Annotated in this window: 29 protein-coding genes, 1 tRNA gene and 1 pseudogene; 13 read left to right on the forward strand and 18 right to left on the reverse strand. The window is 64.5% G+C overall.

What is annotated here, in order from left to right:
- Positions 1–37: 37 nt before the first annotated feature.
- The 4 genes from NP_RS12160 to NP_RS12175 are packed head-to-tail and all read left to right on the forward strand — an operon-like array spanning position 38 to position 2,599.
- Positions 38–874 (forward strand): RAD55 family ATPase, encoded by an 837-nt coding sequence (locus NP_RS12160; RefSeq protein WP_011324169.1) that lies wholly within the window; start codon positions 38–40, stop codon positions 872–874.
- A 42-nt stretch (positions 875–916) separates the two neighbouring features.
- Positions 917–1,720 carry a rad50 ATPase gene (locus tag NP_RS12165; protein ID WP_011324170.1) on the forward strand — a complete coding sequence of 268 codons (804 nt, stop codon included), beginning with the start codon at positions 917–919 and terminating at the stop codon, positions 1,718–1,720.
- Positions 1,713–2,234 carry a hypothetical protein gene (locus tag NP_RS12170; RefSeq protein WP_011324171.1) on the forward strand — a complete coding sequence of 174 codons (522 nt, stop codon included), beginning with the start codon at positions 1,713–1,715 and terminating at the stop codon, positions 2,232–2,234. The genes NP_RS12165 and NP_RS12170 overlap by 8 nt, the downstream gene beginning before the upstream one ends.
- A 41-nt stretch (positions 2,235–2,275) precedes the next feature.
- Entirely contained in the window at positions 2,276–2,599 is a 324-nt protein-coding gene (locus NP_RS12175) for a transcription factor S (RefSeq protein ID WP_011324172.1), read from the forward strand.
- On the opposite strand, the gene NP_RS12180 is transcribed toward NP_RS12175, so the two are convergent.
- The 5 genes from NP_RS12180 to NP_RS12200 all read right to left on the reverse strand — a co-directional run bounded on the left by NP_RS12180 (position 2,600) and on the right by NP_RS12200 (position 7,305).
- On the reverse strand, positions 2,600–3,718 hold the full coding sequence (locus tag NP_RS12180) for an Mrp/NBP35 family ATP-binding protein (RefSeq protein WP_011324173.1): 1,119 nt from the start codon (positions 3,716–3,718) through the stop codon (positions 2,600–2,602).
- 111 nt (positions 3,719–3,829) lie between these two features.
- Positions 3,830–4,048, reverse strand: coding sequence for a hypothetical protein (locus NP_RS12185; RefSeq protein ID WP_011324174.1), 219 nt, complete (start codon positions 4,046–4,048; stop codon positions 3,830–3,832).
- Positions 4,048–5,388: an NrfD/PsrC family molybdoenzyme membrane anchor subunit gene (gene nrfD, locus NP_RS12190; protein ID WP_011324175.1), complete on the reverse strand. Its 1,341-nt coding sequence runs from the start codon at positions 5,386–5,388 to the stop codon at positions 4,048–4,050. Before nrfD (NP_RS12190) ends, NP_RS12185 begins: the two co-directional genes overlap by 1 nt.
- Positions 5,388–6,833 carry a 4Fe-4S ferredoxin N-terminal domain-containing protein gene (locus tag NP_RS15000; RefSeq protein WP_011324176.1) on the reverse strand — a complete coding sequence of 482 codons (1,446 nt, stop codon included), beginning with the start codon at positions 6,831–6,833 and terminating at the stop codon, positions 5,388–5,390. The genes nrfD (NP_RS12190) and NP_RS15000 overlap by 1 nt, the downstream gene beginning before the upstream one ends.
- Before the next feature lie 61 nt (positions 6,834–6,894).
- Positions 6,895–7,305: a hypothetical protein gene (locus tag NP_RS12200; protein ID WP_011324177.1), complete on the reverse strand. Its 411-nt coding sequence runs from the start codon at positions 7,303–7,305 to the stop codon at positions 6,895–6,897.
- A 254-nt stretch (positions 7,306–7,559) separates the two neighbouring features.
- Between NP_RS12200 and NP_RS12205 the strand changes: the two genes are divergently transcribed.
- Positions 7,560–8,057 carry a YkgJ family cysteine cluster protein gene (locus NP_RS12205; RefSeq protein WP_011324178.1) on the forward strand — a complete coding sequence of 166 codons (498 nt, stop codon included), beginning with the start codon at positions 7,560–7,562 and terminating at the stop codon, positions 8,055–8,057.
- Here the strand turns inward: NP_RS12205 and NP_RS14820 are convergent.
- From NP_RS14820 to NP_RS12230, 6 genes are all read right to left on the reverse strand, one after another.
- A complete protein-coding gene (locus NP_RS14820; protein WP_011324179.1) occupies positions 8,054–8,200 on the reverse strand; it encodes a hypothetical protein in 147 nt (48 codons plus the stop codon). The two genes, NP_RS12205 and NP_RS14820, sit on opposite strands and share 4 nt — an antisense overlap.
- A gap of 305 nt (positions 8,201–8,505) precedes the next feature.
- Positions 8,506–9,228, reverse strand: coding sequence for a selenium cofactor biosynthesis protein YqeC (gene yqeC, locus NP_RS12210; protein ID WP_011324180.1), 723 nt, complete (start codon positions 9,226–9,228; stop codon positions 8,506–8,508).
- Positions 9,225–9,866: a TorD/DmsD family molecular chaperone gene (locus NP_RS12215; protein ID WP_011324181.1), complete on the reverse strand. Its 642-nt coding sequence runs from the start codon at positions 9,864–9,866 to the stop codon at positions 9,225–9,227. Before NP_RS12215 ends, yqeC begins: the two co-directional genes overlap by 4 nt.
- A 55-nt stretch (positions 9,867–9,921) precedes the next feature.
- The gene (gene nrfD, locus NP_RS12220; protein ID WP_011324182.1) at positions 9,922–11,025 is read right to left on the reverse strand and encodes an NrfD/PsrC family molybdoenzyme membrane anchor subunit; all 1,104 of its coding nucleotides are present in this window, start codon (positions 11,023–11,025) and stop codon (positions 9,922–9,924) included.
- Positions 11,026–11,032: 7 nt separating this feature from the next.
- Positions 11,033–11,632 (reverse strand): 4Fe-4S dicluster domain-containing protein, encoded by a 600-nt coding sequence (locus tag NP_RS12225; RefSeq protein ID WP_011324183.1) that lies wholly within the window; start codon positions 11,630–11,632, stop codon positions 11,033–11,035.
- 6 nt (positions 11,633–11,638) lie between these two features.
- Complete coding sequence (locus NP_RS12230; protein ID WP_011324184.1) at positions 11,639–14,578, reverse strand: molybdopterin-dependent oxidoreductase; 2,940 nt, start codon at positions 14,576–14,578, stop codon at positions 11,639–11,641.
- Between the two features lie 148 nt (positions 14,579–14,726).
- Between NP_RS12230 and NP_RS12235 the strand changes: the two genes are divergently transcribed.
- Complete coding sequence (locus tag NP_RS12235; protein WP_011324185.1) at positions 14,727–16,496, forward strand: aldehyde ferredoxin oxidoreductase family protein; 1,770 nt, start codon at positions 14,727–14,729, stop codon at positions 16,494–16,496.
- Positions 16,493–17,209: a DUF7124 domain-containing protein gene (locus NP_RS12240; protein ID WP_011324186.1), complete on the forward strand. Its 717-nt coding sequence runs from the start codon at positions 16,493–16,495 to the stop codon at positions 17,207–17,209. The genes NP_RS12235 and NP_RS12240 overlap by 4 nt, the downstream gene beginning before the upstream one ends.
- A gap of 13 nt (positions 17,210–17,222) precedes the next feature.
- Here the strand turns inward: NP_RS12240 and NP_RS15140 are convergent.
- The 3 genes and pseudogenes from NP_RS15140 to NP_RS12250 form a co-directional block, all read right to left on the reverse strand.
- Positions 17,223–17,420: pseudogene (locus NP_RS15140) on the reverse strand (hypothetical protein); the annotation flags it as partial.
- A 472-nt stretch (positions 17,421–17,892) separates the two neighbouring features.
- Entirely contained in the window at positions 17,893–20,028 is a 2,136-nt protein-coding gene (locus NP_RS12245; RefSeq protein ID WP_049939735.1) for a hydrogenase iron-sulfur subunit, read from the reverse strand.
- Positions 20,029–20,108: 80 nt separating this feature from the next.
- Positions 20,109–20,507, reverse strand: coding sequence for a hypothetical protein (locus NP_RS12250; RefSeq protein WP_011324188.1), 399 nt, complete (start codon positions 20,505–20,507; stop codon positions 20,109–20,111).
- Between the two features lie 109 nt (positions 20,508–20,616).
- On the opposite strand from NP_RS12250, the gene NP_RS12255 reads away from it, so the two are divergent.
- The gene (locus NP_RS12255) at positions 20,617–21,282 is read left to right on the forward strand and encodes a cob(I)yrinic acid a,c-diamide adenosyltransferase (RefSeq protein ID WP_011324189.1); all 666 of its coding nucleotides are present in this window, start codon (positions 20,617–20,619) and stop codon (positions 21,280–21,282) included.
- 3 nt (positions 21,283–21,285) lie between these two features.
- On the opposite strand, the gene NP_RS12260 is transcribed toward NP_RS12255, so the two are convergent.
- Positions 21,286–21,573: a pro-sigmaK processing inhibitor BofA family protein gene (locus tag NP_RS12260; RefSeq protein WP_011324190.1), complete on the reverse strand. Its 288-nt coding sequence runs from the start codon at positions 21,571–21,573 to the stop codon at positions 21,286–21,288.
- Between the two features lie 476 nt (positions 21,574–22,049).
- On the opposite strand from NP_RS12260, the gene NP_RS12265 reads away from it, so the two are divergent.
- Positions 22,050–22,120 (forward strand) — tRNA-Pro (locus tag NP_RS12265).
- Positions 22,121–22,253: 133 nt separating this feature from the next.
- Here the strand turns inward: NP_RS12265 and NP_RS14485 are convergent.
- Positions 22,254–22,442, reverse strand: a complete 189-nt coding sequence (locus tag NP_RS14485) for a hypothetical protein (RefSeq protein WP_011324191.1) — start codon at positions 22,440–22,442, stop codon at positions 22,254–22,256.
- Positions 22,443–22,600: 158 nt separating this feature from the next.
- On the opposite strand from NP_RS14485, the gene NP_RS12270 reads away from it, so the two are divergent.
- Entirely contained in the window at positions 22,601–22,939 is a 339-nt protein-coding gene (locus tag NP_RS12270; protein WP_049939736.1) for a hypothetical protein, read from the forward strand.
- 60 nt (positions 22,940–22,999) lie between these two features.
- Here NP_RS12270 and infB read toward each other — a convergent pair whose 3' ends face one another.
- Positions 23,000–24,808: a translation initiation factor IF-2 gene (gene infB, locus NP_RS12275; protein ID WP_011324193.1), complete on the reverse strand. Its 1,809-nt coding sequence runs from the start codon at positions 24,806–24,808 to the stop codon at positions 23,000–23,002.
- Positions 24,809–24,963: 155 nt separating this feature from the next.
- Between infB and NP_RS12280 the strand changes: the two genes are divergently transcribed.
- Positions 24,964–25,203: a PRC-barrel domain-containing protein gene (locus NP_RS12280; protein WP_011324194.1), complete on the forward strand. Its 240-nt coding sequence runs from the start codon at positions 24,964–24,966 to the stop codon at positions 25,201–25,203.
- Positions 25,204–25,209: 6 nt separating this feature from the next.
- Positions 25,210–25,665 carry an NOB1 family endonuclease gene (locus NP_RS12285; protein ID WP_011324195.1) on the forward strand — a complete coding sequence of 152 codons (456 nt, stop codon included), beginning with the start codon at positions 25,210–25,212 and terminating at the stop codon, positions 25,663–25,665.
- Positions 25,666–25,748: 83 nt separating this feature from the next.
- On the opposite strand, the gene NP_RS12290 is transcribed toward NP_RS12285, so the two are convergent.
- Positions 25,749–25,880: a CopG family transcriptional regulator gene (locus NP_RS12290; protein ID WP_148215463.1), complete on the reverse strand. Its 132-nt coding sequence runs from the start codon at positions 25,878–25,880 to the stop codon at positions 25,749–25,751.
- A gap of 101 nt (positions 25,881–25,981) precedes the next feature.
- Between NP_RS12290 and NP_RS12295 the strand changes: the two genes are divergently transcribed.
- Positions 25,982–26,728, forward strand: a complete 747-nt coding sequence (locus NP_RS12295; RefSeq protein WP_011324197.1) for a CPBP family intramembrane glutamic endopeptidase — start codon at positions 25,982–25,984, stop codon at positions 26,726–26,728.
- Positions 26,729–26,730 lie beyond the last annotated feature (2 nt).

Genomic DNA, 26,730 nt, shown 5'->3' on the forward strand with positions numbered 1-26,730 from the left:
GCAAACGCTTTATTCACCCGGCGACCAACGGAAGCGTATGGACCGTATCCCGTTCGGGATTCGTCGTCTGGACACGACAGTCGGCGGCGGCGCACCGCCCGGTAGCGTCGTCCTGCTCTCGGGAGAAGCCGGGGCGGGTGCTCGCGAGTTCATGTACACCAGCGCACTGCTCAACGGGCTCGCACGGAGCAACCCGGACCTGTTTGAACTCTACTACGGTGGCGTCGATGACCGCTCGACGCCACCCGACAGAGTCCACTACGTCTCCTTTACCGACGGCGAGCGAAAGCTCCGTAGCGAGATGTCGCTGGCTGTCGACGACGAGATAGTCGACGAGGCAGTCGGCAACATCACGTTCCACGACCTCTCGCCGGAGTTCTTCCGCCTCAGCCCCGTTCCACGGGAGTGGTACGCTGAACGGACCCAGTCGATTACCGAACTCGGCGGCTCCGAGAGCCGAAAGAGTGTTCCAGAGGCGCTCGGCGACCGACTGACGGAACACGCTGCCGGTAACCTTGTCGTCATCGACTCTATCGGCGACCTCATAAGCACGTCAACGGGCGACCTCACGTGGGGCGACGTACCCGTGTTACTGAAAGGGCTCTCCCGGGCGGCGTACAACTGGGGTGGACTGATTATCGCCCACGTTAGTCAGGAAGCACTGACCGACCAACGGCACGGGGAACTCGTCGATGCCACTGACGGGACATTGCTCTTCGAGTGGGAAAGCGGCGGCTCTGCCCGGGCGAGAACGATGGTCGTCAAGCAGTTCCGCGGCGTTCTCTCGCGCATCGAGGCCGAGGACATCGTCCGCTTCGAGACCGAAATCGGCGACGCTGGCTTCGATATCAGCGACGTTCGGAAAATCCGGTAATCTGCCGAACGCTTAACTGGATGTCGGCCCTAACAACACCTGATGGCTACTGAGCCGGCAGGTGGGGCCGAATTCTCCGTCTCGCTGCCACCCTCGCTCGCCGAGTGGCTCGACGAACGAGCGGCAACGCTCGGTATGGACCGCGAGGAGCTTCTCGTCCAACTTGTCGGCTCGTACCGTACCGCCGCCGAAATCGGTGACGAAGAAACCAAAGAGCTCATGCAGAGCCTCGATATCGAGGCGGTAGTCGATGAGGCGGTTGCCGACCGTCTGGAGGCGGCTGATGACCTCGGCGAAATTGAAGGCCGCCTCGAGGCCGTCGAAACGGGGCTGGCAGACAACGTCGAGGACCTCCGCAGCCGTGTCCTCCAGCTCCGCGACCTCGTCCAAGACCGCGCCCACGCCGACCACGGCCACGAGGAGTTCGACCAACTCGCCACTCGCACAGAAGACCTCGCAGGCGAGCTTGAGACGGTTCGTCGGGACATCGAAGACCTCTCCCAAGAGCTAACGACCGTCGACGACCGGTTCGAGGATGTCGAGGGGAAGCTCGACCGGCTGGCGCGGGTCGTGCTCGCGCTCCGCCGTGAAATCGAGTCGATATCGACCACGGACGCGGAGATATTAGCACATCTCAGACAGCGAGCCAACAGGAACGGAACGACCGACGCCGTCTGTGCGTCCTGTGGCGAGCGAGTCAGCATCGGCCTGCTCGGCGAGCCGCTGTGTCCGTACTGTGATGTCGAGTTCCGCGACATCGAGTACGCCGACGGCCGCCTGCGGTGGTTCTCGACGCCGCGGCTTGTTGGCCCGGATACCCCGAAGGCGGAGCATGACGATGAGTGAAGATGCCGACGACGCCGCTGCCGGGACGGCTGACGAGAGCGATGACGCCCCAGAAGCGGCTGTGGAGGAGAATGACGACCCGGAAGCGGCTGTGGAGGAGAATGACGACCCGGCTGTCGCTGTCGACGAATCGCTTGCTGAATTCGAATTAGAGCCTGCCGACGACGAGTCGCTCGAAGAGCTATTTACCGAGGTCGAAACGCCGGACGTCGACGGTGAGGAGCTCTGGGAGGAGGTGCTTGCTGACCCGGCAGAGGCGACTTCGGAGCCGGCCGAGGCGGCGGAAGCGGCGGTTGCCGGCGAGGGAGCGGCAGTCGATTCCGGCGAGACGGTCGTTCAAAAGGACAAGTACTGCCAGCGATGTGAGTACTTTGCGGCACCGCCGGAACTCGCATGTGAACACCCGGGGACCGAAATCGCCGCCGTCCTCGATAGCAAGCAGTTCCGCGTCGTCGACTGTCCGATAGTGGCCCGTCGGGAGCACGCCAAGGCGCTCTTTCCGGACGAAGAATAGGGGACCGCAGACTTTTGCGTTCGCCCCAGCTACGAACACGTATGCAGTTCTGTGACGACTGCGGTTCGATGATGCACGCCCAGGGCGAGGCGATGGTCTGTTCGTCCTGTGGCGCAACGACGGAAAAAGACGAAGCCAAAGCCGCCGAGTTCGTCAGCACCGACGCACAGACCGACGACGATGTCATCGAATCATCCCCCGACGCCGATTTCGAGGGGAAGCCGACGGCCGATGACATCATCTGCGACGAGTGCGGCCACGGCGAAGCGTGGTATACAATAAAACAGACCGGGGCCGCCGACGAGCCACCGACGCGCTTTTTTAAGTGCAAGGAGTGCGGCCACCGCTGGCGCGGCTACAGCTAACTACAGCTTCGGTCCCGACTGTGACTGCGGCGACTCGTCAACCGGACTCTTGTCCTCCTCACGGCCAAGCTCAAGCATGTCGGCGACTTTGAGACGGTTAACCTCGCCGAGTCGGTCGGCAATGTCGGTCATGACCGACTGTGCAGCGTCCTGAACGGGGCTTGCATCCAGCTTGACTGCCGGAAGTTCGCTCCCGTCGGCACCGAAGTCCTCGTGAATCGGGAGCTGACCGAGCAGTTCGACATCGTAGCTTTCGACCATCTCCTCGGCCCCGCCGCGGCCGAACGGGTCGTGTTCGTCGCCACAGCTCGGACAGTGGTAGCGGCTCATGTTCTCGACAATGCCGAGGACAGGCGTCTCGTGCTTCTCGAAGAGCCGCAGCCCTTTCCGCGCGTCGTCGACGGCCATCTCCTGTGGCGTCGTGACGATGACGACACCGGCAACCGGCAGTGTCTGAACGAGGTCAAGCGAGGCGTCGCCGGTCCCGGGCGGCAGGTCAACGACCAGATAGTCGAGCGCGCCCCATTCGACGTTCTCGAAGAAGTGAGTCATCACGTTGTTGACCATCGGCCCACGGAGGATGGCCGGGTCGTCTTCCTCTTCGAGGAGAAAGCCCATGCTCATGACCTTCACGCCGTCGGCGGTCGGCGGGACGATTTTCTCATCGGGGGTGACACCGGGCTGTTCCTCGACCGGCAGGACGCGGGGCGCGTTCGGGCCGTGGATGTCGGCATCAAGCAGGCCGACACGGGCACCGAGCTCGTCGAGCCCGGCCGCGAGGTTCGCGGCAACGGTCGTCTTCCCGACGCCGCCCTTGCCGGAGGCGACCGCGACGACGTTCCGGACGTTCGGCATTACTTCCTCGTCGAAGCCGTGCTCGCGGCCGACCTCGGCGTAGAGGTCAGGTTCGAGGCCCACATCGGAGACTGCCGCACGGATTTCGTCGCCGAGCTCCAGCTCTGCCGGGGCGAACGGCGTGTTGAACGCCAGCGAAATCGACGCCGTCCCGTCGTCGATTTCGACGTCGTTTATCAGCTGCATCGACAGGATATCCTCGCCGACGATCGGGTCTTCGATTTCCCGGAGCCGCGCTTCGAGTTCGTCTTCGAGTTCGGTCATCTGATTGTCCGTTTGAAGGGCTCGCGGACGTATGAGACTTTACTTTCCGGCCACGAGAAGAAACATCGAAATCGGGTTGTTCGGCGGTCGATACGTCGTCTCAGGTGGGGGTCACATCGCCGGCGGAAGCACGATGCCGAGCAGTTGGGTCAGGATGTAGAGTCCGACCCACATCGAGACGATGATACCGATGAGGTAGCTGAGCCCCATCAGCGACGTCTTGATGGTGCGCGGTTTGCCGAGGAACCACGCGAGGACGACCGTATAGACCGGCAGTCCGATGACGGCGAAGATGACCCACGTGCCGGGGTAGATGAATTCCCACGTCATTAGTCATCAGCCTCCGAATGACCGTGGCCGTCGCCACGGAGGTGTTCAATCGCGTGCAGTTCGATGACCGGGAACAGCTTGAGGACGGCCATGAAGAACAGGGTACACAGCGCGATAGTCCCTGCAACCGACGCCAGCTCGATGGGGCTGGGGAAGTAGTCGCCGGGCACGCTGTAGTACATCCCGAAGGTCGGATACTGCAGTCCCTCGACGACGAAGAAGACCTTCTCGACGAGGGTGCCGACAAGCACCATGACACTCGCGATAATCGACCGGGTCGCGGTGAAGTACTTCTCAGGCTTGACCGCCTGTGCGAAGATGTACGCCAGCGCGATGATGACGAGGCCGATAGCGAACCAGTAGACCGGCGAGGTGATCTTCGCCATCGTGACGTACGCCTCGTCGACAGGGGCGGCGTAGACGCCGGTGATAATCTGCTGGAGCTGGAGCCACAGGAACAGCAGGCTGAACAGTCCGAGCCACAGAGTTAGCCCCTGAACGACCTTGTCAGTCAGGATGTGATACCAGTCGTAGCCGCGGCGGAGCACGGTCGACAGGATGATGACGCCGGCCAGCGCGGAGGTCAGCGCGATAGACAGGAACTGCGGCCCCTGCACAGCGCCGTCCCAGCCGGGCATCGACGGCACCAGCGCGAACAGCCACGGAATCACACCACCGTGGAGCAAGAGCGGCGCCATGACGATGATACCGAGCGCGAGCCACCAGACCATCCGTTCGATAATCTGGTCTTCCTTTTTCGTGTAGCCGATGGTCATCACCTTGTAGAGCGGCTCAAGCTTGTTCGGGAGGTCATCCCGAAGCCGCGTCATGTCGTAACGAAGCGTCAGTGCCAGATACGTGGCGGTCATCACCATGTAGAGGGTGATGACGGTCACGTCCCACACGAGCGGCGACTGGTGGACAGTCACCGGGTATGAATCGACGATGCTCGTGACCATCCGGTCTGGTCGGCCCATGTGGACGACAATGTAGAAGCCGGCCATGCTCAGCGCGCCGAGCGTCAACAGCTCTGCGAGTCGGGCGACCGGCTGGTATTTTTTCATACCGAACAGCCGGACAGCCGCAGAGAGGATGATACCGCCGTGGGCGATACCGACCCACCAGATGAACGCGCCGATGTAGAGACCCCACGTGACGCCGCCACCGGAGCCCCAATCGGAGAGGTTCGTAACCGCGAGCCCACGGTCGACCTGATAGAGCCACAGGCCGATCCAAGCGAGCCCGACAACGGCCGCGAGGGCGAAGACGATGTAGAATTTCTTGCCCGTTGTCTGCATCGGACGGACGATATCGTCCGTACTAGGTGTTTTCGAGGACATCAGTCATCACCCGTCCCGAAGGTCAGCTGGTCGAGGTGCTCTTTGCGGTCGTCCTGAACGCCGATCTGCTCGTAGGTGACCGGGCCCTCAACCTGCTCGGCTTCGGGGCCGGGCTCGTTGCCGAGGTACGTGACGTTCGGCTGGGTGCCGAGGTCATCGAGCAGCTTGAACGCCGAGAGCTTGCCGCCCCACGGCGTGTTGGATTCGCCCCAGTCTTCGTCGATGTCGACGTTGTTGGTCTCGCCGTCTTCGTTTTCGAGGGCTTCCTCGGCGCGCTGCTCGAGGAACTGGTTGGGCCGGCTGTCGGGGTCGTTGACGTCGCCGAAGTGAATGGCGCTCATGCCGGCCGTGTCGCAGGCCTCCATACAGGCGACGGTACCGACCTTCTCTTCGCCTTGGTGACCATCCTGCCGGGACGGACAGAAGGTACACTTGCCCATGGTACCCTGCGCTGGCCGCATGTCGTTCCACTGGCCGCGCTCGTCGTGGAGGTGGTCGTCAGTCTCTTTGAGGTGTTCCTGTCGTTCCTCATACGGCATCTCCTTGAGCTCGTCGTAGTCGTTTTCGGAGCCGGGGAGGTCCTCGTATGGAACGTCGGGTTCGCCCCACTGGAAGTAGTTGACACCGTACGGACAGGCGACCTGACAGTATCGGCAGCCGATACAGACCTCGTAGTTCGTCAACACGAGACCGTCCTTGTCGCGGGTGTGTCGGGCCCGAACCGGACAGACCTTCTCACACGGCGCGTTCGAACAGTGCTGGCAGGGCCGAACGAGGAAGTTCTCCTGTTCTGTCTGCTCGTCCTCGTAGGTGAGGACGTACATCCAGTTTGCACCCTCCGAGGTCTGGTTCTCCTCGATACAACCCGTGACACACTCCAGACAGCCGTCACAGCGTTCGAGGTCAATGACCATCCCCATCTGGACATCGTCGTCGTCGCCCGTGTCCGATACGGGGTTGTCACCGTACTCGTCGTCGGTCGGGCTGGCGGCGCTCGCGACACCGCTGAAGCCGAGCGCCGCAGCACCGGCACCCATCTTCTTCATCGTGTCTCGACGGGTCTGGTCAGTGTCGGGGTCGAAGTCGGACAGCTTCCCGACAGTACCGTCCTCGCCAGTGAGCCGCTGGAAGAGACCTCCGTCGTCGGACTCCATCTCTTCCTCGTAGGCCTCGGCAGTCGGGCGGTCGTCGACATCGAACTCCTCGACGACCGCGTCGTTGTATCGGTCGTGGAACTCGGCTTCAGAGAGTTCGCCCTGAATGAGCCGCATGGCGTCTTCCGCCATCTCCATGCCGAGGTCCGCATCGTATTCGGTCTCCTCGAGCTTCTCTCGCATCTCCTCTTCCCATTCTTCACCCATGGGATGGAACGATTCGTCCGTTGGTTCGTCGTTGCTCCCGCAACCGCAACTGTCGCGGTCGCAGGATGAGTCGTCACTGTTCATTGATAATCACCGTAGCGTGCCATCGAACGTCCGCGGCCGCCGGGCGTCGCCGACGGAACGGTCATTCGACGATCACCGCGTGTCCGCGCTGACGGTCGGCTCGTAGGTAACACAGAGAAAGTACCTCCTCGTCGAAGACGTGGTCGAATGAGACTCCTCGGCGACAGCCGGAGTCGGTGCCGCGGGTGGAGCAGGAGCTATCACCGCACCACTCCAGGACAGCCTCCGCCCCGCCGGAAACCTCGATGGCAGGAGGTCGTAGGGCGGATGCCTCGTCCGCTTCGACGAATCCGTACGGTAGTCGAACACCGGTTTCGCCCGTCGTGTCTGCGAACGGCGCTCCAGCGCCAGCGTCGCCCGAGGACGCGGGCTGGTCGTCGCCGACCAATGGGTAATGAGCCGCCGGGCCGTCGGCTGTGCTCGCCGTGGGTCCATCGGTGAACGTCCGCCTCTCGACACCGGGCGCTGCCATCACTCGGGGTGTTTGACTGGACAATATTAAATACTCCCCATTCCCCGTGACTGCCGGCAGTAGACGGCCTCAGACGGGCGTTTCGACTGATTCGGCAACTTTATGTGCATATAAGAAATAGGCTGAACATTGGCGGTCGTTACTGAGACGAAGGTTCCACCAGTTCGTTCGGCGAACGAACCACACTGTATATATACTACCGCCGGAACGGCCGTCTCCGACAGCCACTTTGCTCGCGGGCACGCAGCGTTCGTGTGCGCGTCGAAGTGTATCCCGGCAAAGAAGCTGTCGTCGACTTTGACCCCTCGCTTACCTTCGAGTGTGTCGACGACTGCACGTGGTGTTGCCACCACGGCGTGCTGCTGTACGAGCAGGACTTCCTCGAACTCGCCGACCGGGAGTCACTTGCGGCCTCGACAGCCTCGTTTCAGGGCCGGGACTTCGTCCGCCGGGAAACCAAACCCGACGACCACCCGCACACCGGCGAGGACGGCATGGCCTGTGTCTTCCTCGGAGCCGATGGCCGCTGTCAGCTCCACGCTGAATACGACTGGAAGCCCACCCGCTGTTCGGTCTTTCCGCTGGAGGTGACTGTCGAGGACGGCGACATCCACGTCGGCATACGTGGGGAGGCCCACGACCACTGCGACGGCCTCGACGTCAGCGAGCGCCGAGTTGTCGACCATCTCGAGGCGTTCCTGCCGGAGTTGCTATGGGAGCTCGACGACCCGACGACCAAAATCGAGCTTTAGATGGTCGTCGTGTCGGTGCTCCCGCACTCCGGACACTGCGTCAGTTCGCCGAGCGGCGGGTGCTGGACGTTCCCCCACGCGTCGGCGTCGGGCGGCGCTTCGAAACCGCAACTTCGACAACGATGTGTGGTACTAACAGACATGATTAATGGTGACACACCACTATCACTTAAGCGTATCTCCGGGCGGAACCGACATGGCTGTCGAGCGCCTACGACCGGCCGGCCGATGACGAGGCATCCGGGCCGAGTCGGTGTAGGCAGCCGGCAGCGACGAGCCCTATGAGTGCCGAGGCCGCTACTTTTGACGGTAGACAACGTCTCTGGGAGTATCTGGTCGTGGCCGCGGTAGAGATAGGCCCCGGTCAGGTTCTCATCGGGCGAGCAGACACGGATTTATTTATCGGTCGTCAGAGGCACCACAGCAACGGCGGAGGGCAAACCAGCGGTCAAACAACATCGACGACTTCGGGTGTCGCCATCCGCGCCAGCACGATAGCCTCGACATCGGCTCTGTCAGCAATCGCGTCGGCGATAGCGCGGGCGGTCCGTTCGTCGGCCGCGTCGTCAACCTTGTTGATAAGGGGGATGGCGCGTGCGCCGTCCGGGATATCCTTCAGACCGCCAGCCTCGTCGGCGACGACCGAGCCCACCGTCTCCGGAGTTATTTCGTCGCCGATATCGATGTCGGCCAGCGCGGCGACTCGCTCCGGCCGGTGGACGTGTGTCTCATCCAGCGGCTTCCCGACCGCGTGGGCGCTGACGACCGGAACGACCGTTGCTGTGCTGGCCGGCAGCTGTGGCTCTCGGTTGTTCGGCGCTTTGAACTCTCGGGTGCGCGCGCCGTCTGCTTTCACCAGTACAGGACCGTCGTGGGCGTCGGCGACCGCATCGACAATTTCGGGGCCGTAGCCGCGGTAGCGGTCGCTGCGGTCGTGGCCGGCGACGAGCCCGAGCGGGTACGGCGGGGCAGCGTCGAGTTCGGCGACCGGGTCGTCGGTGACTCGGACCGACGCAACCTCGCGGTCGAAGATGGGTATCCGAACCGTTGCCGTCACGATGGGCTGGTCGAGCAACCCTGCCAGCGCATACAGCGTCGTCTTCTTGCCGCCGGCACCGACCAGACAGGTGACACCGTCGGCGGCCGAAAGCGCCGCTACGATGTCGGTCACGGTTCAGTTCGCGGCGTCCCCGTGTCCAGATAGCTCGGTGCGAGGTCGTCGAGTTCGAGCCCGAGGAGATAGGCGTCGGCCTCGACGGCCCCCTCGGCGAGCCATCCGACTGCCTCGTAGAAGGTGTCGTCAGTGAGCTCCTTGATGTCGGCAGCGGCGGCCGGCAGCCACCAGCCGTGCGCCGAGAGGAACGCCCGCCGGTAGTCGTCGGCCCCGTCGCGGGCGAGCATTTCGAGGGCGGCGAGTTCGACCGCCACGTGGTCGGGTTCCTCACGGAGATGCTCGGAATGCTCGATGCCGAGGTCGCGGTAGGTCTGTTTGACCGCCGCCAATGGCTCGCCCAGATAGTCGTCGGCATACCACGATTCGTGGGCCTGCATCTTCGGCCGTGGGCCGACAAAGAGCCGGGTGTGAACCCGCTTGAGGCGGTCGGCTTCTTCAGCCGGGTCACTGACAGTCGACTGCCACTTCGAGAGCAGTCGGTAGCCGTTGGCGAGCGCTTGCGGTGACGCGTCAGTCGGGAGCTGTTCACTTGCGAGTCGGTCGACGGCCGCCTCGCTCGGTGGGTCCGCGAGGACCCCCGAGAGGAAGGCATACAGGTCGGCGAGGTCGGCCGCCGTGTCGGCTGGTTGTGTCATAGGAGCGTTGAAATCGTGTATGGAACGCGGTGATAAACAGGTTGGCCCTGCGCCGCTACATCGGGAGCGGCAGCGGCGTGAACTCGGCGGCGAGGATGTAAACGAGCGCGAGCGCTATTTTGCCGGCGACCGCGAGAGCGCCGGCGAAGACGTACGATGCCGCGGTGACATCATCGGGGAGCGCTCCGGACCGCTGTGCGAGCGCACTGCCGCCGAGGAAGATGGCAGGCAGGACCATCCCGCCGACGATAGCGACGCCGATAAAGAGGCCAGCGTACGTCGTCAGCATGTTGTTGACTGCCTCTGCCGCGGCCGGGGCCTGTCCGGGCAGCATCGTCACCGTCGCAAGAACGGCCAGCAGGGAGCCCACGAGCAGCCCGGAGGCCGCAAGGGCATACGACTGGAGCGTCCGCCCCGGCGAGCGGGTCGCAAGCGCTGTCAGCCCGACGGCCGCCGCCAGCCCGGCACCGAGGCCGCTGAGTATCTGAACGGGAATCAGGAACGTTTTGTCCCACAACGGCACCCGGTTGGTGGCACCGGAGCCGAGCGCCATCGCCGAGTACAGCAAGACACCGGCGGCGAGTACGCCAAAGAACGCACCGAGGCCGAGCCGTATCTTCTCGGACGGCCGGGTGATATCGGCCAGCCGGTCAAGCAGGTCAAGCAGACCGACACGGTTGGCGACGCCGCGGACGCCACCGCCGACAGTCCGTCCGCCGGTCGCTGTCTCCGCCGTACCGCCGTCGGAGGCAATATCCGTGCCGCCGTCGGCGACCGCCGGTCGATTGGGCCGCTCCTTCCCGAAGGCCGTCCAGCCGAACATCAACAGCGCGCCAAGGCCGAACCCGGCGATGAGGTACGACCCGATAGCCATCCACGAGCCGAGGTTCGACATCGTAAACGGGAGCGCCATCGCCCGGAACGGCGTCGCGAGGTGAGACAGCATAATCGGCGGGCTGATAGCGATGACGAGCAGGCCGGTCAGATAGCCGTATTTGGCGAGCTGGCCGTGCTCGACTGACTCCCGTCGCTTCGAGAGCACGTCAGCGACGTAGGCGGTCAGGTACGCGCCGCCGGCAAGGCCGATGAGCGCGACGTATTGGGCGATTTTCCAGTCCCACTGCGTGTACGGTTCGTTGAAGATTATTTCGAGTGGCATGGGTGAATCACTCCGATATCACGCTGTCGGCGTCGTCCCCGAAGACGATGCGGGCGGCCTCCGGTTCGAACGGCGTCGAGGTGCCCTCTTCGTCGAGCTTCTCGGAGAGTTCATCCGGCGTGCCGAAAAGCAGCGCGTCGGTCGGACACTCCGAGGAGCAGGCCGGTTCGAGGTCTTCTTCCTGTCGGGGCTCGCAGGTAGTACACTTGTCCATCAGCCCGTTGCCCCGTGCGCCGAGGGGGTTCATCTCGTCGGCTTCCGGGACCTCGGCGTCGGGGTACTGCGGCGCGCCGAACGGACAGCCGACGCCGCAGTAGTGGCAGCCGATACAGAGGTCGCCCGATACCCGCACGGTGCCGTCGTCGCGGAACAGGAGGGCGTCGGTCGGACAGACATCGACACAAGGGGCCTCGGCGCAGTTGTAACACTGCATCGGCTTTTGGGCCTCGTCTTCGGTGCCATGTTCGAGGGCGACGACCTCGATGCGGTTCGTCTCCGGCGGGAGGTCCCACGTTCGCTGGCAGGCGACCTCGCAGGCGCCGCAGTCGATACAGGACTCCCAGTTGGGGATGACTCGGGCCGTGTCGTTGGATTGGTTGGTGCTCATTGTCGGTTACCGTTTGTGTCGGTTCATACGCTGTTCCTGCCAGTCGAGCTGCGTCTGGGACAGCTCCGGAATCTCATCGTCGTCGGCGGTCCGGACGCTACAGAGCGTCGTCTTCGTCTCCTGCATCTGCGTTTCGACGTCGTAGGCCGGTGCAGTACCGGCGTTGATGGTTTCGCCGATGACGAGCGGTTCGAGCCCATCGGGGACGTTGCCCGTCACTTTCTCGCCTTCGAGGATACCGCTCCAGTGGAACGGGGCAAAGGCGTGGTCCGGTGCGACCCGCTCGGATGGCCGAGCCTGAACCATCATCTCCGCATGCGGCGTCTCGGTGACTATCCAGTCACCCTCCTCGACACCGAGTTCGTCCGCGACCGTCGGATGGATCTCCAGGTACATCATCGGCGCCCGCGAAGCGGTCCCCAGCGTACTCCGGGTCTTCGCTCCGGCACCGGTGTGTTCGACCTGTCGGCCGGAGGTGAGCACGAGGTCGTAGTCCTCGACGGCATCGATGTTGTCCTGCTGGACCTGGTAGTTGTCAAGTTCGACCCGCCAGTGGTCCTCAACCCGGTCGTTGCAGGGATACTCCTCGACAAGGTCCGGCCGCGGCGAAACGGCCGGCTCCCGGTGAACCGGGTACTCGTCGGTGAGATTCCACGCCTTCATTCGTGCCCGGCCGCGCCCCCACGGCGAGTCGGGCTGTGGGTTGTCGAAGTCCTCGTAGTCAGACACGTCGATGTCGTGGCCCCGCTCGGCGAGTGCTTCGGCGGTGTCGAGTACCGACGTGTCTTCGCGTTCGGCGTACTCCATCGGGAGTGTCTTTGCGGCTGGGTTCCCGGACTCCGGAAGAACCGTCGCGAAGCCGGGATACTGTGGGACACCCTCGATTTCGCCGTCCCACCACTCCGGCTCATAGGAGTCTCTGAGCTGCCAGTTGTCATCCGGGCTTCCCCACCAGCGAGCGCGGAAGTCCATACCACCCTCCGAGGGTGGCTTCGAGGCGTCGTAGAGAATCGGCGTCCCGGGGTGGTCCTCGTGCCAACAGGGCCACGGCAGCCCGTAGTACTCGCCGTGGAACTCGTGGGCCTCGTCGACCTCGGCCTGGAGGTCCTCGACACTAAACAGGTCGGCGTTTTCCTGGTGGGCCTTCAGCCGTTCCGGCGTCTGGCCGACGTAGCCGACCGAGCGGGTCCCGAGGTTCCACTCGCGGGTGACGTCTTCGACCTCGTCGTAGTCGAAGTGTTCGCCGAGGCCGAGGCGTTCGCCGAACTCACACATCAGCTCCCAGTCTTTTCGGGCGTTGTGTCGGGGCGTCGCCGCCTGGCTCCGCCACTGAATCTGTCGGCCGGTGTTTGTCGCGCTGCCGGCCTCTTCGAGATTCGTCGCCGCCGGCAGCAGGTAGGCGTCGGTATCCATCTCGGCGAGTTCGGCAACCTGGTTCGGGAAGATGTCGATGTTGACGATGAAGTCGAGTTCGTTCACCGCCTCGCGGACCTTCCCGTACTCGCTGAGCGAGGCGAGCCCGTGGCCCCAGAAGATAGCCGCTTGGAGCGGGTCCGGCTGGTAAATTTCCCACTCGTCGTCGAGAACACCCTCGAACCAGCGGGCGACGGTGAATCCGTCTTTTTCCATCAGCTCTCGGGAGTGGAACCGTTCGCGGACCTCCTCGTAGCTGATTTCGCCAGGGGTGCTTTCGGTCTCCGACCAGACACTCGCCCAGTGGCGCCACGCGCTCTCGTCGAGCCCGTAGTAGCCCGGCAGTGTACTCGAATCGACGCCGAGGTCGGTCGCGCCCTGCACGTTGTCGTGGCCACGGAAAATCGGTGTGCCACCGGCCGACTGGGCGGCGTGGCCGAGCGCGAGGTTGAGCATCGCGTAGGCACGGACGTTGCCGTTGGCGTTGTTGTGCTGGGTGCCGCCCATCGCCCACTCGACGCAACTGACGTCGGCGTCGGCGAGTTCCTCGGCGAGTTCCATGAGGTCCGATTCGGAGGTGCCACAGATGTCCGAGACGGTTTCGAGGTCGTAATCGACCAACACGTCGTCACGGAACTCCGCCCAGTCCATCACACGGCTGTCGATGAACGCCTCGTCGTGGGCGTCGAGATTGAAGACGATGTGGTACAGCAGCCCGTAGATGAACGCCACGTCCGTCCCCGACCGGAACTGATAGAATCCGTCGGCGGCGGCCGCCGTTTCGGTGTACCGCGGCTCGGCGACGATGTGCTTGCCGCCGCGCTGTTGGGCAACCTGGAAATGCTGCCAAGCGACCGGGTGGCTCTCGATGGGGTTGTGGCCGATAATCAGGTTGACATCGACGTTGCGCATGTCGTTGGAGTTGTTCGTCATCGCGCCCACCCCCCACGTGTTCGCGATGCCGGTCACGGTCGTCGAGTGACAGATACGCGCCTGGTGGTCGATGTTGTTCGTCCCGTACAGCGAGGCAAGCTTGCGGATGAGATATGCGGCCTCGTTGCTGTGACAGGCCGAGCCGACCCACATCGTCGCGTGTGGCCCCGTCTCCTCGTGGATATCGTTGAGCCGGCCGCAGATTTCGTCGAGAATCTCGTCCCAGTCCATCCGCACCCAGTCGCCGTCCTCCAGCTTCATCGGCTCCTTGAGGCGCTGTTCGGAGTTCTCCGTCTGCGTGAGCGACGACCCCTTCGAACAGAGCCCACCCTGATTGATGGGGTTGTCCTCCCACGCCTCCTGGCCGACGATGGTGTCGTCTTCGACGGCCATCTTCAGTCCACACCCGACAGAGCAGTGGGTACAGACCGTCTTGACGAGCTCTTCGCCCGTATAAGGCGGTCCGTCGTCACCCGCCGCGTCGTCCTGTGCCCCACCGCGTTCGAGTAGCGTTCGTCCCCCGACTGCTGCAGCGAGTGTCCCTGCGGCCCCCGCCTTGAGGAACCCCCGCCGGTCAAGGTCGAGTGTTGAACGTGACATAGGCCACCATATGATACTATTTACAATTAATATACCGGTTCTTTACATTCGATTGCAAGCAATTGAAGGTCTTTTTATACGTGCTTTGCTCCGAGCTCCGAAACCACACCGTGACATTTAATCCCATGAGCGCCCCTATCGGAGTACAATGCCCATCGCAGACCGGATGCTCCGGGTCGACCTCTCCGCCGGGCGCGTGGCGAGCGAGGCTGTTCCCGACGCGTGGCTCGAAAAGTACGTCGGCGGGAAGGGGCTCGGAGCCCGGTATCTCTATGAGATGGAACCGGGCGTCGAGCCGACAGGGCCGGCAAACCGCCTGCTGTTTATGGTCGGACCGCTGACCGGCTACACACCCGGCGACCAGCGGTACGCGGCGCTGACGAAATCGCCGCTGACCGGGGCGTTCCTCGATTCCTACGGCGGCGGTACGTTCCCCGCTCGGCTCGCTGGCTCGCTCGGCCCACATCTCGGCATCGAGATAACGGGCGCGGCCGACGAGCCGGTCGTCCTCGTCATCGAGGACGGCGAGGCGACTGTCGAGCCGGCGACATCGCTGTGGGGCCGCGACGCCGAGGCGACGTGTGAGTCGTTCCCGGACGCCGCCGTCGCCTGCATCGGCCCCGCGGGCGAACACGGCGTCCAGTATGCGACTATCGCTTCGGACGGCGGCGACCACCACGCCGGCCGCGGCGGGGCGGGAACGGTGATGGGAAGCAAGAATCTGAAAGCCGTCGTCGCCCGTGGGCCGGCCCCGGATGGCTTCGAGAAGCTCCGAGACCGCTACGAGGCCGCGTTCAAAAACAGCAACACTGGCCAATGGCTCGCGGCCAGCGAAACGCTCGAAACCGTCGATTTCGCCGACGCCGTCGGCGTGCTCCCGACCCGTGGCTGGCAGGACGCCGAGTTCGACGGGGCCGAGGATATCGGCATCGAGACGGCACGCGAACGCGCACACGGTCGCGAGCGGCCCGACGACCCCGTCCCCGGCGGGTTCCGTGTCGACAGCGACGCCGGCGAGAGCGTTCCTCGGGGGGCAACGCCCATCGTTTTGGGCGCGGGGCTCGGTATCGACGACTTCGACGCCGTCGCCACGCTCGGGACGGTCTGTGACCGGTTGGCGCTCGATGTCATCACCGCCGGCAACGCCGTCGCGTGGGCCGTCCGCGCCAGCCAAGAGGGACTCATCGACCGGTCGATTTCGTTCGGTGATGAAGCGGCCGCCCGCGACCTCATCGAGGAAATCGCCGAGCGGTCGACGCCGCTCGGCGACACGCTCGCCGACGGCGTCGATGCCGCCGCCGAGCGGTACGGTGGCGAGGGGCTGATTCCGACAGTCAAGGGCATGGAGCTGTCGTCCTACGACCCGAGAGGAGCGGCGGCGATGGCGCTTGCCTACGCAACGAGCGACCGCGGTGGCTGTCACCGCCGCGCTCGCCCCGTTGAGGCAGAGCCGATAGCGGGCGGCGACTGGAGCACCGAGCGGCGCGCAGCGACCGTCGTCGACGAGCAGGACCGCCGGGCAGTGCTGTGGAGTCTCATCGCCGATGACTTCCTCGAAGAGGTGTTCAGAGCCGACCTCGGAGCCGAGTGGCTGGAGGCCCTCGGCTACGACCACGACCCGGAGGACCTCGAAGCGGTCGGCGAGCGCGTCTGGACGCTGGTGCGGCTGTTCAACGTCCGCGAAGGCTTTTGCCGCGAGGACGACGAGCTACCGGCCGTGTTGACCGAACCCCCGGAGTCGGGCGGTGAGGGTATCGACCCGGACGCCTTCGATGCGCTCTTGGACCGCTACTACCGCCAGCGTGGCTGGGACCAACGTGGCCGGCCGACGGCCGAGTTGCTCCGCCGGCTCGACATCGCCGACCTGCCCGATTCGGCAACGCCGGTCCCAGCCGCGGCCGGAGGTGGTGACCGATGACCGAGCGCATCGACCTCGACGACATGGCCGTCGAGGAAAAAGCGGAAGACCCGGACGGCAACTACGGTGACTGGCTCTGGCGGGGCGAAGGGGACCCTGACGACGAACCCAGCCCTGGCTGGACGGATGGTGATACCGAAGCGACGAGCGAAAGCGAGGAATCAACCGGCGGCGGCCCGGACCGGCAGGCCGCTCCCGGCGTTCCGAGCACCGGCGGGGGCGGCCCGGTCGGCGTCCCGGAGGACCGGGGCGGTGCCGGCGGCGGAACGTCCGGCAGCGCCGCCGAAAACACGCCGGGCGGCGGCATCGAACAAGCCGGAACGGCCGAGACTCACGATGTCGATATCGACGATATGACCATGGCGCTTACCTACAAGGCCGCCCACCACTTCACCGAGCCACAGCGGGTCTTCGCGGAGGCCAGAGAGTGGGCCGACTGGGTCGGGGTCGTCGGCGAGGTCTCGACGCCCGCCATCCGGAAGTTCCAGCGCGAGGCCGGCGTCGAACTGGACTTTTTCGGCGGCTCCGAGTCCGGGCCCGACGAGCGGCTTGCCGACATTGACGCCGAGTCGATGTTCTACGCCGAGCGGATGGTCGTCGTCGGCGTCGACGGCGACGAGTGGATAGCTGACGCGGCGGACTGGGAGTTCGTCCCGCTCGAACACGCCGCCGAAAAGGCCGATTGGGAGCTCAAAGAGGAGTTCCTCGACTAGGGCGGCCTGTGAACTACCCCACCCTGCTCGCGCTGACGCGCTCGCTGAGGGTGGGGTTTCCTGCTTCCACGACGTTGTCAGACTGCGTCTGACAGCCAATCAGATTCCGCGGAATCTGATGAACGCGCTTTGCAGGAACCGGAGAGGTTCCCACAGGGAGCGCAGTCTCCACAGGCGTTCCTTCGGAGTGCCCCACTCCTAGTGTCTCGACGGGGTAGTTCCGTGGGACAGCGCACGCTTCTTGTCGCGTTCTAACGCTGTCCGTGGCTGGGAGCTTCGCAAGGAGCGAGCCGGTCGACGTGGAACGGCCAGCGAGTCGAAGTCCACAGGTCGGAACGCCCATCTTACACGCTGGTCGGGCGTTCACCGATAAAAATGCTTGCGTGGGCCTGTGAGACAGCCTCCAGAACATGCAAGGAAAGGTGAAGACGGCGTTGACGAATCGCGGAGCGATTCGTTCGCACACCAGAAATCGGAGATTTCTGGGGACGTCCTCAGAAACGTAGTTTCTGATGGGCTGCACGAGAGCTTGCTCTCGTGAACGCTGTATCCCCGCCCTACTGCGTCCTCAGAACGCAAAGCGTTCTGATGTGCGAACGAGAGCTCCGCTCTCGTTAACGCTCCTTGTCCGCTACGCGGACTGCGCTGCTCGTTGAGGAAGGGGGCTTAGCGCCTCAATTCAGCTAAGAGCCGCTATGGAGCAGTTCCGTCCGGCACTGCGGGCAGTAGTGGATGATGCTTTCTTCGGCCTCCGGCGCGAGGTCTGCGACCACGTCGCCGATTCGTTCCTCGATAGCTTCGGCGGTGGCTTCGCTCGTGTACTCCCGACCACAGCCGGCACAGGTCTGCATCTCTCCCTCCGCGACGAGCGTCCACGCCGGGTCCGGACCCGTCTGCTGTTCGGGCAGTAACCCGAGGTCAAGCCCGGCGTCGACGGTGATGACATCCTCGACGCAGACATCGGCACAGAGCCCGCAGTTGACACATCGCTCGTGGTTGAACTCCAACCCGGAGCCGGTGCGGCGGAGTGCATCCGTCGGACAGAACCGCGAGCAGGTCGGCGTCAACGTACAGCCCTCGGCGACATCGACGACGCCGAACGTCTCCAACCCACGGATGTGGTCGCGGTCGGGGTCGACGTGTTCGAGAATCGTCCGGACGCTTTCGAGCGCCCACGCGTGGGTGTCGAAGGCGGGCGCATCGCGGTCCGGGTCGTCAATGCGGCCGGTCGCCTCGTGGTCGCCGGCGGGGACGGGCGACTCGTCGAGGCCGACGACGGCGAACTGCGAAAGCGCCTCGACGAACGCCCCCGGGTCGTCGGGGTCGGGCGAAAAGAAGGCGACCCGTTCGCCGAGCCCGAGGTCGGTCGTTGCCGTGTTCAGCCGGTCGACGAGTTCGGCTTTCGGGTCGGGGCCGGAGTGCAGACAGTGGCCGCCGCAGCCGACGATGGCGACGCCATCCGCGCCCGCTGCCAGTGCGTGCAGGACGTGTGCCTCGCCGACCGTGTCGGTACAGTTGACGTCGACCGGCAGTATCGGCGGGTACTCGATGTCGTCCGTGCCGGCGGCCGCACGCCGACCGTACTCCGAGAGCGCGGCCTCGGCCCGCTCCGAACAGACGAAGGCGACAATCGGTGAGTCGATACCGGGCGAGTCGCCGCCGAGCAGCCCCGAGACGAGGCCGCCGTCATCACCGGGCGTCAGGAGTGCCTCGACCTCGCGGGCGATTCGTTCGTTCGACGGCTCTCGGAGCATCGTCGCGCCGGTCGGGCAGGCGCTGGTACAGGCACCACAGTCCTGACAGCTGTCGCGGTGAAACCCGACCTCGTCGATGGCCGTTCGTTCGACGGCCCCGTGCGGACAGGCGTCGACGCAGGCGTTACAGCCCATTTCGCCGTGGTTGCCGGACGCACAGATATCCATCTCTAGGTCGAGATAGTCGGGGCTCTCGAAGCCGCCGAGCAGCCGCTCGACGGTGTCGATGGTGAGGCTGTCGATGGGGGCCGTATGGAAGCCCCGCTGCCCACCGACGGTACCGCTGTCGCCGTCGGGATAGACAATCTGGTCGCACTCGACGGTGCGTTCGACGCCGTCCATCTCGATAGCGTCAGTCGGACAGACATCGACCCACTCGCCGCCCTCGGCGTCGGGGGCGATGTCGACCGGGCGTCGGGTCACCTTCCCGTCCGGCCCCTCGTGGACGCATTTCATACACGAGATGCAGTCGTCGGTGACCCGCGAGCGGACGGTCACCTCGAAGTCGCCGTAGGTTCCGGAAACGTCGACAACCCGGCCGCGCTCGACCGATACGTCATCGAGGTCGGCGTCAACGTCGGTGAGTTCCGCGCCATTAGCAAAGAGCGTCACCGTCGCCGGGCCGGCGATTGCGGCGGCGACCTCGGGCGCGCCGACGACGACGACCTCGTCGCCGGCCTGATGTATCGAGCTCCGCGGCATCGGCGTCTCCTGCCGGCCAGCGTTAGCGGCGTTGAGCAGGCGGGCGGTTTTGTCGGTCGCCGTCGGCTCGTCGTGGACCCAGCCGGCCCCCTCGCGCTGGTCGACGAACTCGATTTCCGCCGGGTGAACGCCGTGTTCCTCGGCGACGCCACGGAGCTTCTCCTGCATCTTCGGCTCCGGACAGGTGACGAGCAGTTCGCTGAGGTCGTACTCGTCGATGACGTGTTCGAACGCGCCGATTTTGTCCTGACAGAGCAGGCTCGAACTGGCCGCGACATCGACATCCTCGACGTCCTCGCGGGCGGCTTCGAGGTCGATGTCGCAGGTGTCGGCGCACGAACAGAGAAAGGCACCCGTGCTCATTATCCCCATTCATCCATCGGACGCACCTAAACCTGTCGCGGAGGCCCGTCCTTTGCCGGGGGGTTGATATTGACAAAGAGTTAGGCGACGAGTTCGGCGCCGGTCTCCGAGAGCGCGACCGAGACGTCCTGTCGGGTCCGCTGGTTAATTTGGTCGAGGTTCCGGGTCAGGACATCGAGAATGTCCGCCGGTTCCGGATAGACGAGAACGCTTTCGTCGTCGTCCTCGATGACGAGTTGGGTATCCCGCAGCGTCACGGTGTCGCCTTCGATGCCCGCGACAACGACCGGAATGGCCTCACCACGGTCGGACCCGCCCTCTTCGACCTTGGTGATGTAGACCGATTCCAGCGATATCAGGTCCTTGTACTCCCGTATCTGTTCGGCACAGGCGACCATGTCCTGTGTGATGGCCGTCTTCTGTTCGTTCCCGTGCTCCCCGGTGTAGCAGTGTTTGCACACCCGCAGTTCCATCCGCATGCCGCCCTGTTTTCAGCGAGCGACCATGACGGTTGCGTCCGCGGCGGGGGCGGCCGCGGTGTGCTCCGACGGACGACAGCCACATGCCGACGGCAGCCGAAGTGAGGGTATGACTGACCGACCGACGCCCGGTCGCGGGCGAACACCGACCGCGCAGGCTATCGACCCGGCGGCCCCCGACGAGTTCGGCCTCACGCAGGTGTGGTGGGGCGACGGCAAAGGCAAGACGACGGCGACACTCGGGATGGCCTTCCGCGCCGCCGGCCACGGCTTCCGCGTCCACGTCCTCCAGTTTATGAAGGGTGGCGCAGACAGCGTCGCCGACGTTCGCGGCGAATACAACGCCATCACCGCAGTGCCGGGTATCAGCTATGAGAACCTCGGCCACTACGGCTGGCACGCGATGAACGACGGCACGGAGGAACGCGACCACGCCGCCGAGGCCGAAGCCGGACTGGACCGCGCCCACGAGCTGGTTGCGGCGGCCGACGACGCCGACCTTACGTCGCCGTTCGACCCGGACAGCGACCCCGACGACGGCGTCCACATGCTCGTCTTCGATGAGATACTCTACGCCGCCGACAGGGAACTCGTCGACCCCGAGGCGGTCGTCAGGCTCGTCGAGGAAAAACCGGAGAACCTTGAACTCGTGCTGTCAGGGAGCCACTCGCGGCCGGAGTATCTCATTGAGTCGGCCGACCTCGTCACGAACGTCCGCAAGGAGAAACACCCGATAGACGACGGACAACGGGCGCGGATGGGCACCGAATACTGACGCTCAAGCGAGCAGCGCCGCGCCGAACGGCATGACCATCCCGGCGAAGGCGATGTCAGCATAGGCCAATATCATCACGAGTATCGCGCCGGGGATACCGCCGACCGCACAGATGAGGACGGCGACGGGCGTGATTTCGACCCCGAGTCCGAGGGCGCTGGCGAGAAACAACACGATGACGCCGACGACCGCGTTGACAATGAACGGCTTGACGGCCTTGATGACCGTGTATGCGCCGAAGAGCAGCGCCAAGGCGATGACGAGCAGCGTCAGTTCGAGCGTTGTGACCATGCACGGCGCTACATTCAGCGGAGTTGACCTCCTCCCACCCGTAAACGGGGTGGGATTCCCACGGTACCGCACCGCTTGGTTGGGCGTTTCAGGTTTGCAGTCCAGTCGGCATGACCAGAACTCCTGGCGGGGCCAAGCCGCCGTTACTCCTATCCCGGCATGGGATTCAGAGTTACCGTGCTGTTCGGCATCCACAGCCAGCGGCCCAAAGGGGATTCCTTCAGACGTGGCGTGGCCCGAATCCCGATATTATCCGTTTACCAGGGCGGCGAAACCGCCTCGGCGTGGTCATGGCTACGTCCCGATTGAGGATAAAACTCCGGGATGGCTCGACCTCGTGGAGAGGGTTCTAGTTGTCGGCTTCATCCACACCCGTAAACGGGTGGGCTTTCGCCTCGCTACCGCTGTAAGTCCCTTGGGGCCGGCGGCGACGAGAACGAAACGTTTTCACGGGGGCTGCCGCTACAGTAAGTAGAGGGACCGTGGGTTAGTGGTATACTCCGGGCCTTGGGTGCCCGTGACCCCGGTTCGAATCCGGGCGGTCCCATTATCGGTTTTCGTGACGAAGAGCGGATTCGAATCCTACCGAACGCGCACAGCGAAAGCGAGCACGTTCGGGTCCGGTTCGAATCCGGGCGGTCCCACTGGCTTTCTGTTGGCTGTTGAGGGGGTAGCGCGTATCAGCCACGGCTGGGGACCGGCGGGACGACGAACAGCGAGACAGCGACGAAGGCGGCGGCGACGGCGCTACCGAGGCCGAGCCCGGCCGCAAGCGGGGCTGTCGACCACCAGCCAGCGGCTGCCCCTCCGGCCATGGAAGCCGGCATCGCCGCCAACAACCCGTCGTACCGCGTCGGTGTGTCGGGCACAGTTCGGTGCTGTGCCGGCAGCCACTTGAGGGCGACTGCAGCAGCGTTCGTAGCCGCCCTCAGTGACGCTGTGTCGGCGGCTCCCGCGAAACCTGCCGGAGGCTCGGAGCGCGGCGCTGAACCGATGGGATAGTGCCGCCGCGTGTCCAAGCGCCGCCGTGACCGATACGGAGACCGACCGCGTTGCCGCCGTCCGTCGGACCGGTTTCGGGCTGGTCGCTGGCGGCATCATCTTCGCCGCGCTGTCGACAGTCGCCCCGGGCGTGCTGCTGGCCGGCGTGCTGTTGGCGGCGGCCGTCGTCATCCGATTTGAGCAGCCGCCGGGAGCCGGCGTCATCAATCTGAGTGCGGCGCTGGCGATACTCGGGGTGCTGTTGTTCCTCAACGGGGCACTCGACATCGGGCCATTCGGGCCGGCGGCCGTCGCCGGCTTCCTCGTGGTGGGCGGCGCGTTCGACATCATCGCCGCGCGGCGGCTGGCGGCGTACGTCGACTGATGGTAGCTACCGTAGCTAGATCAACTGCTTCCGAGAGGGGCGGTAGTCCCGCGAGAGGCGCTACTTGCCCCAGAAGGGGTCCCGCTTGCGCTGCTTGTCGAGGTACATCCGCAACGCTTCGAGTTCGTCGGTCGGAATCTCGTCGGCGAGTTCCTGTTCGAGGATCTTGGCGTGTTTCTCGGGGACCTCCGCCCAGAGTTCGTCGCCTTCCTCGATCTGTCTGCCGACCGTCGGGCCGTCAATCGAGGCGGCGACCTGTTCGCCGGTGCGGGCCTCGTCGATGTCGTCGCCGGCATCCTGGAGCGATTTCAGTTCGCCGACGCGTTCGGGCTCGTTGCCGTCCCACTTGACGACACGGGAGTTGCGCTTGAGCGTGCCCGAAAGGACTTCGACGCCGACAACGGCGGGATTGGACTGTCGAAAGACGTGGTCTTTGAGAACGCGGAACCGACAGGGCCGCTCGATTTTGTCGAGAATCTGCTCCTGTTGGGCCTCCTCGATTTCGGTGACGTAGTCGTCGTACTCCTCGACGAGTTGGTAGATGACGTCGTCGGCGAACAGTTTGACATCTTTTTCCTCGGCCTCTCGCTCGGCGTCGTCGAGCACGTCGACGTTGAACGCGAGGACAGCCTCGTGTTTCGGCTCCTCGGCCGTCGAAGCGACGGCGATATCGCGGGGGGCCACGTCGCCGACCTCCGCGCGGACGATGGGTATCTCGGCTTCCTCAAGGGCGGCCGCGATGGCCTCCAGCGAGCCGAGCGTGTCGGCCTTGACGACGATGCCTTCCTCCTCGGTGACGACCTGAATGTCGGCGAGTTCGGCCTCGACTTCGGCGATGACCTCTTCGACGGGGCGGTCGCGAACGACCCGGACGGGCGCGCCGGCCATCGCATCGTCGAGGTCGGGTGCAGCGATTTTGATACCGGCCGCCGCGCCGACCGCCTCAACCTGCTCGAACTGCTTTTCGGTGCGGATTTCGGCGAGCGGCTGGGGCTGTAGCAGCGCCCGGACATCGGTGACGATGGTTTCGTTTTTGCCGCCGACAACGATGGTGTCGTCGGCACGGATTGTGCCGTCATAGAGGACGATATCGAGCGTCGTCCCGAAGCCGCGTTCCTCCTTGACTTCGAGGACGGTCCCAACGCCGGGGCCGCCAACGTCGATAGACATCTCCTCTTTGAGATATCGCTGGGAAAGCCCCATCAGCACCGTCAGCAGGTCGGGAACACCTTCGCCAGTCTCGGCGGAGACGGGCACGACGCCGATGTTCTCACGGAAGTTCTGGACCCGCCAGTACATATCGGCGGAAAAGCCCTCGTCGGAGAGTTCGCCGATAATCTCGTAGAGCTGTTCGTTGAGCCGAGATTCAGCGCGGTCGCTTTGGGCTTCCAGCGTGCGCTGGACCGGCTCGTCCGGGTTGGGATTCCAGCCCGGCACGGTGTCGATTTTGTTCGCCGCAACGATGAACGGCGTTTGCGTGCGCTTGAGGATGTCGAGCGCCTCGTAGGACTGCGGCTGAAAGCCGTCGTTGACGTCGACGACGAGGATGGCGATGTCGGCCAGCGCGCCGCCGCGCGACCGCAGCGTCGAAAACGAGTGGTGGCCGGGCGTGTCAATGAACAACAGCCCGGGCAAATCGAAGTCCTCCGGCGAGACGAGCTGGCCGGCGAGCTCCGAGATGGTATCAAGCGGCACGGCCGTCGCGCCGATGTGCTGGGTAATCGCCCCGGCTTCGCCGGCAGTCACGGCGGAGCCGCGGACCTCGTCGAGCAGGCTCGTCTTGCCGTGGTCGACGTGGCCCAGCACGGCGACTATCGGCGTCCGCAGTGCCGTCCCGTCCCCGGCGTCGGTGGTATCGGATTCAGACATAGAAGGGCCCTTTGTCTACCTGTGGCCGCCGCCGTCATATAACGGTTTCAATGTCGGCTCGCTGGCGACCCCCCTACACGCGCCCACAGCGACCCCGAAGGTGACGAACGCTGTGGACCCGAACGTTGATAGCCCAGAAAGCACAACCGGGGCGTATGGTAGACATACTCGCCGAGAACCTCTCGGAGAAGGAGGTAATGGGGTCGGACGGTGCCAGCCTCGGCACCCTCTACAACATCACGATGGACCTGAAGACGGGGACACTACAGGACCTCGTCATCGAGCCCGGCGAGCGGGCCGGCGACCTTGAATTCGAGCGGGACGAACAGGGCAACTATCGAATCCCGGTCAGCCGCGTGCAGGCCGTCAAAGATACTGTCGTCGTCGCTCGCTGATTTTCGATGCACGTTCTCGATTCGTCGGCGTTTATCAACGACTACACGACTGACGAACAGCTCGCGACGATTCCGCTCGTCCGCGAAGAACTCGAATCCGAAGCCGGCTATCGCTTCGACGCGCTCGAAGGGTCTGGAATGCGCATTCACATCCCGGACCCGGAGACGGTCGAGCGCGTCAAGCGGGCCGCCCGCGAGACCGGCGACGCCGAAACGCTTTCTCGAACCGACATTCGCCTACTCGCGACGGCCTTCGAACTTGACGGCGTCCTCGTCACCGACGATTACGCGATGCAGAACGTCGCCGACAAGCTTGATACGGCAGTCGAAGTCATCGCACAGGAGGGCATCGACGAGCGCCGCGACTGGAACTACCAGTGTCAGGGTTGCGGCCGGACCTTCGACGAACACCACGAGCGCTGCCAAATATGTGGCAGCGACCTCGAACGGAAACGTCCCTGAGGCTGTCCTCGGATATCCGGGTAGGTACCAAGCCCGCGCTGTCACGCGGTAGTCGGAGGCGGCCAGTTTGGGGACTGGTGGAATCAGTCCAACTCCTCAAGCCCGACCGCCACGAGCTGTTCAAGTACCTCCCGCTCGGTCAGTCCATGCCGGACCGCCAACCGCTGGACCTGCTGGGCCTGCTGGTCGTCGCATTCGAGCGTGTACTCCGGCATGTAATGACGTGTGTTACCTATTGGCATAAAGATGCGTCAGACGGACGGCGGACGCCGGAGCGACAAACAACCTTAATCTATCGGTGACCGCTACGGCGGGTATGGACCGACGCTACGGCGGCCGGCCCAAGTGGCGGGTCGTCGCCGACATGACGGCCGTCGGCGCTGGGGCACTCATTGTCGGCATGTTGACCGGCATCGTAGTTTTCTGGCTCCTCGGCCAGCCGCTGGGACTCGACCCGGAGGCACCAGCCGGCCAACTCGTGTTCTCGCTTGGGACGTACAGCGGGCTTGCCGCCGCAGGGCTCCTGTATCTCGTCCGCCACGAACTGCCGCTGTCGTATGTCCGTGCCCGGCTGCCGTCGGTGCGCGATATCGTCGCGACGGTCGTGACGCTGGGGCTGTTGGGCGTGCTCGCGATAGCGCTGCCGGAGGTCGTCGACCGGCTCGGACTGCCGCTTGCCGAACACGGCGTCGCCGACGTCATTGAGGTGAACCCGGCGGTCGCGTTGGCGTTCGTTCCGCTTTCGATACTCGTTGTCGGCCCCGCAGAGGAGTTCGTCTACCGAGGCATCATCCAGACCCGTCTCAGAGAGCGGTTCGATGTCGTCAACGCCGTCGCTATCGCGAGTGTCGTCTTCGCCGTCGTCCACGTGCTGGCGTATCTCGACCCGGCGAACCCGCTCGGAACGCTCGTGACAGTCGTTTTTCTGCTGTTGCCGCTGGGTGCGGTGCTCGGGGCCGCCTACGAGTACACCGAGAATCTGGTCGTCGTCGCGGTCGCACACGGCGTCTACAACGCCACGGTGTTCATGGTCAGCTACGCCGATGTCGTCGGAATGTGGTAGCG

Source organism: Natronomonas pharaonis DSM 2160 (genome assembly GCF_000026045.1).
Classification (GTDB): Archaea; Halobacteriota; Halobacteria; order Halobacteriales; family Haloarculaceae; genus Natronomonas; species Natronomonas pharaonis.

Excerpts from the sequence above, each read along its gene's own strand:
- NP_RS12240 (WP_011324186.1), top strand. The coding sequence starts at position 16,493 with ATGACCGAGCGCATCGACCTCGACGACATGGCCGTCGAGGAAAAAGCG.
- NP_RS12250 (WP_011324188.1), bottom strand. The coding sequence starts at position 20,507 with ATGCGGATGGAACTGCGGGTGTGCAAACACTGCTACACCGGGGAGCAC.
- NP_RS12170 (WP_011324171.1), top strand. The coding sequence starts at position 1,713 with ATGAGTGAAGATGCCGACGACGCCGCTGCCGGGACGGCTGACGAGAGC.
- NP_RS12235 (WP_011324185.1), top strand. The coding sequence starts at position 14,727 with ATGCCCATCGCAGACCGGATGCTCCGGGTCGACCTCTCCGCCGGGCGC.
- NP_RS12175 (WP_011324172.1), top strand. The coding sequence starts at position 2,276 with ATGCAGTTCTGTGACGACTGCGGTTCGATGATGCACGCCCAGGGCGAG.
- NP_RS12185 (WP_011324174.1), bottom strand. The coding sequence starts at position 4,048 with ATGACGTGGGAATTCATCTACCCCGGCACGTGGGTCATCTTCGCCGTC.
- NP_RS12180 (WP_011324173.1), bottom strand. The coding sequence starts at position 3,718 with ATGACCGAACTCGAAGACGAACTCGAAGCGCGGCTCCGGGAAATCGAA.
- NP_RS12225 (WP_011324183.1), bottom strand. The coding sequence starts at position 11,632 with ATGAGCACCAACCAATCCAACGACACGGCCCGAGTCATCCCCAACTGG.
- NP_RS12290 (WP_148215463.1), bottom strand. The coding sequence starts at position 25,880 with ATGCCGGAGTACACGCTCGAATGCGACGACCAGCAGGCCCAGCAGGTC.
- NP_RS14820 (WP_011324179.1), bottom strand. The coding sequence starts at position 8,200 with ATGTCTGTTAGTACCACACATCGTTGTCGAAGTTGCGGTTTCGAAGCG.
- NP_RS12230 (WP_011324184.1), bottom strand. The coding sequence starts at position 14,578 with ATGTCACGTTCAACACTCGACCTTGACCGGCGGGGGTTCCTCAAGGCG.
- nrfD (WP_011324182.1), bottom strand. The coding sequence starts at position 11,025 with ATGCCACTCGAAATAATCTTCAACGAACCGTACACGCAGTGGGACTGG.
- nrfD (WP_011324175.1), bottom strand. The coding sequence starts at position 5,388 with ATGTCCTCGAAAACACCTAGTACGGACGATATCGTCCGTCCGATGCAG.
- NP_RS12285 (WP_011324195.1), top strand. The coding sequence starts at position 25,210 with ATGCACGTTCTCGATTCGTCGGCGTTTATCAACGACTACACGACTGAC.
- NP_RS12200 (WP_011324177.1), bottom strand. The coding sequence starts at position 7,305 with ATGGCAGCGCCCGGTGTCGAGAGGCGGACGTTCACCGATGGACCCACG.
- NP_RS12160 (WP_011324169.1), top strand. The coding sequence starts at position 38 with ATGGACCGTATCCCGTTCGGGATTCGTCGTCTGGACACGACAGTCGGC.
- NP_RS12260 (WP_011324190.1), bottom strand. The coding sequence starts at position 21,573 with ATGGTCACAACGCTCGAACTGACGCTGCTCGTCATCGCCTTGGCGCTG.
- NP_RS12280 (WP_011324194.1), top strand. The coding sequence starts at position 24,964 with ATGGTAGACATACTCGCCGAGAACCTCTCGGAGAAGGAGGTAATGGGG.
- NP_RS12165 (WP_011324170.1), top strand. The coding sequence starts at position 917 with ATGGCTACTGAGCCGGCAGGTGGGGCCGAATTCTCCGTCTCGCTGCCA.
- NP_RS12245 (WP_049939735.1), bottom strand. The coding sequence starts at position 20,028 with ATGAGCACGGGTGCCTTTCTCTGTTCGTGCGCCGACACCTGCGACATC.
- NP_RS15000 (WP_011324176.1), bottom strand. The coding sequence starts at position 6,833 with ATGAACAGTGACGACTCATCCTGCGACCGCGACAGTTGCGGTTGCGGG.
- NP_RS12215 (WP_011324181.1), bottom strand. The coding sequence starts at position 9,866 with ATGACACAACCAGCCGACACGGCGGCCGACCTCGCCGACCTGTATGCC.
- NP_RS12295 (WP_011324197.1), top strand. The coding sequence starts at position 25,982 with ATGGACCGACGCTACGGCGGCCGGCCCAAGTGGCGGGTCGTCGCCGAC.
- NP_RS12255 (WP_011324189.1), top strand. The coding sequence starts at position 20,617 with ATGACTGACCGACCGACGCCCGGTCGCGGGCGAACACCGACCGCGCAG.
- infB (WP_011324193.1), bottom strand. The coding sequence starts at position 24,808 with ATGTCTGAATCCGATACCACCGACGCCGGGGACGGGACGGCACTGCGG.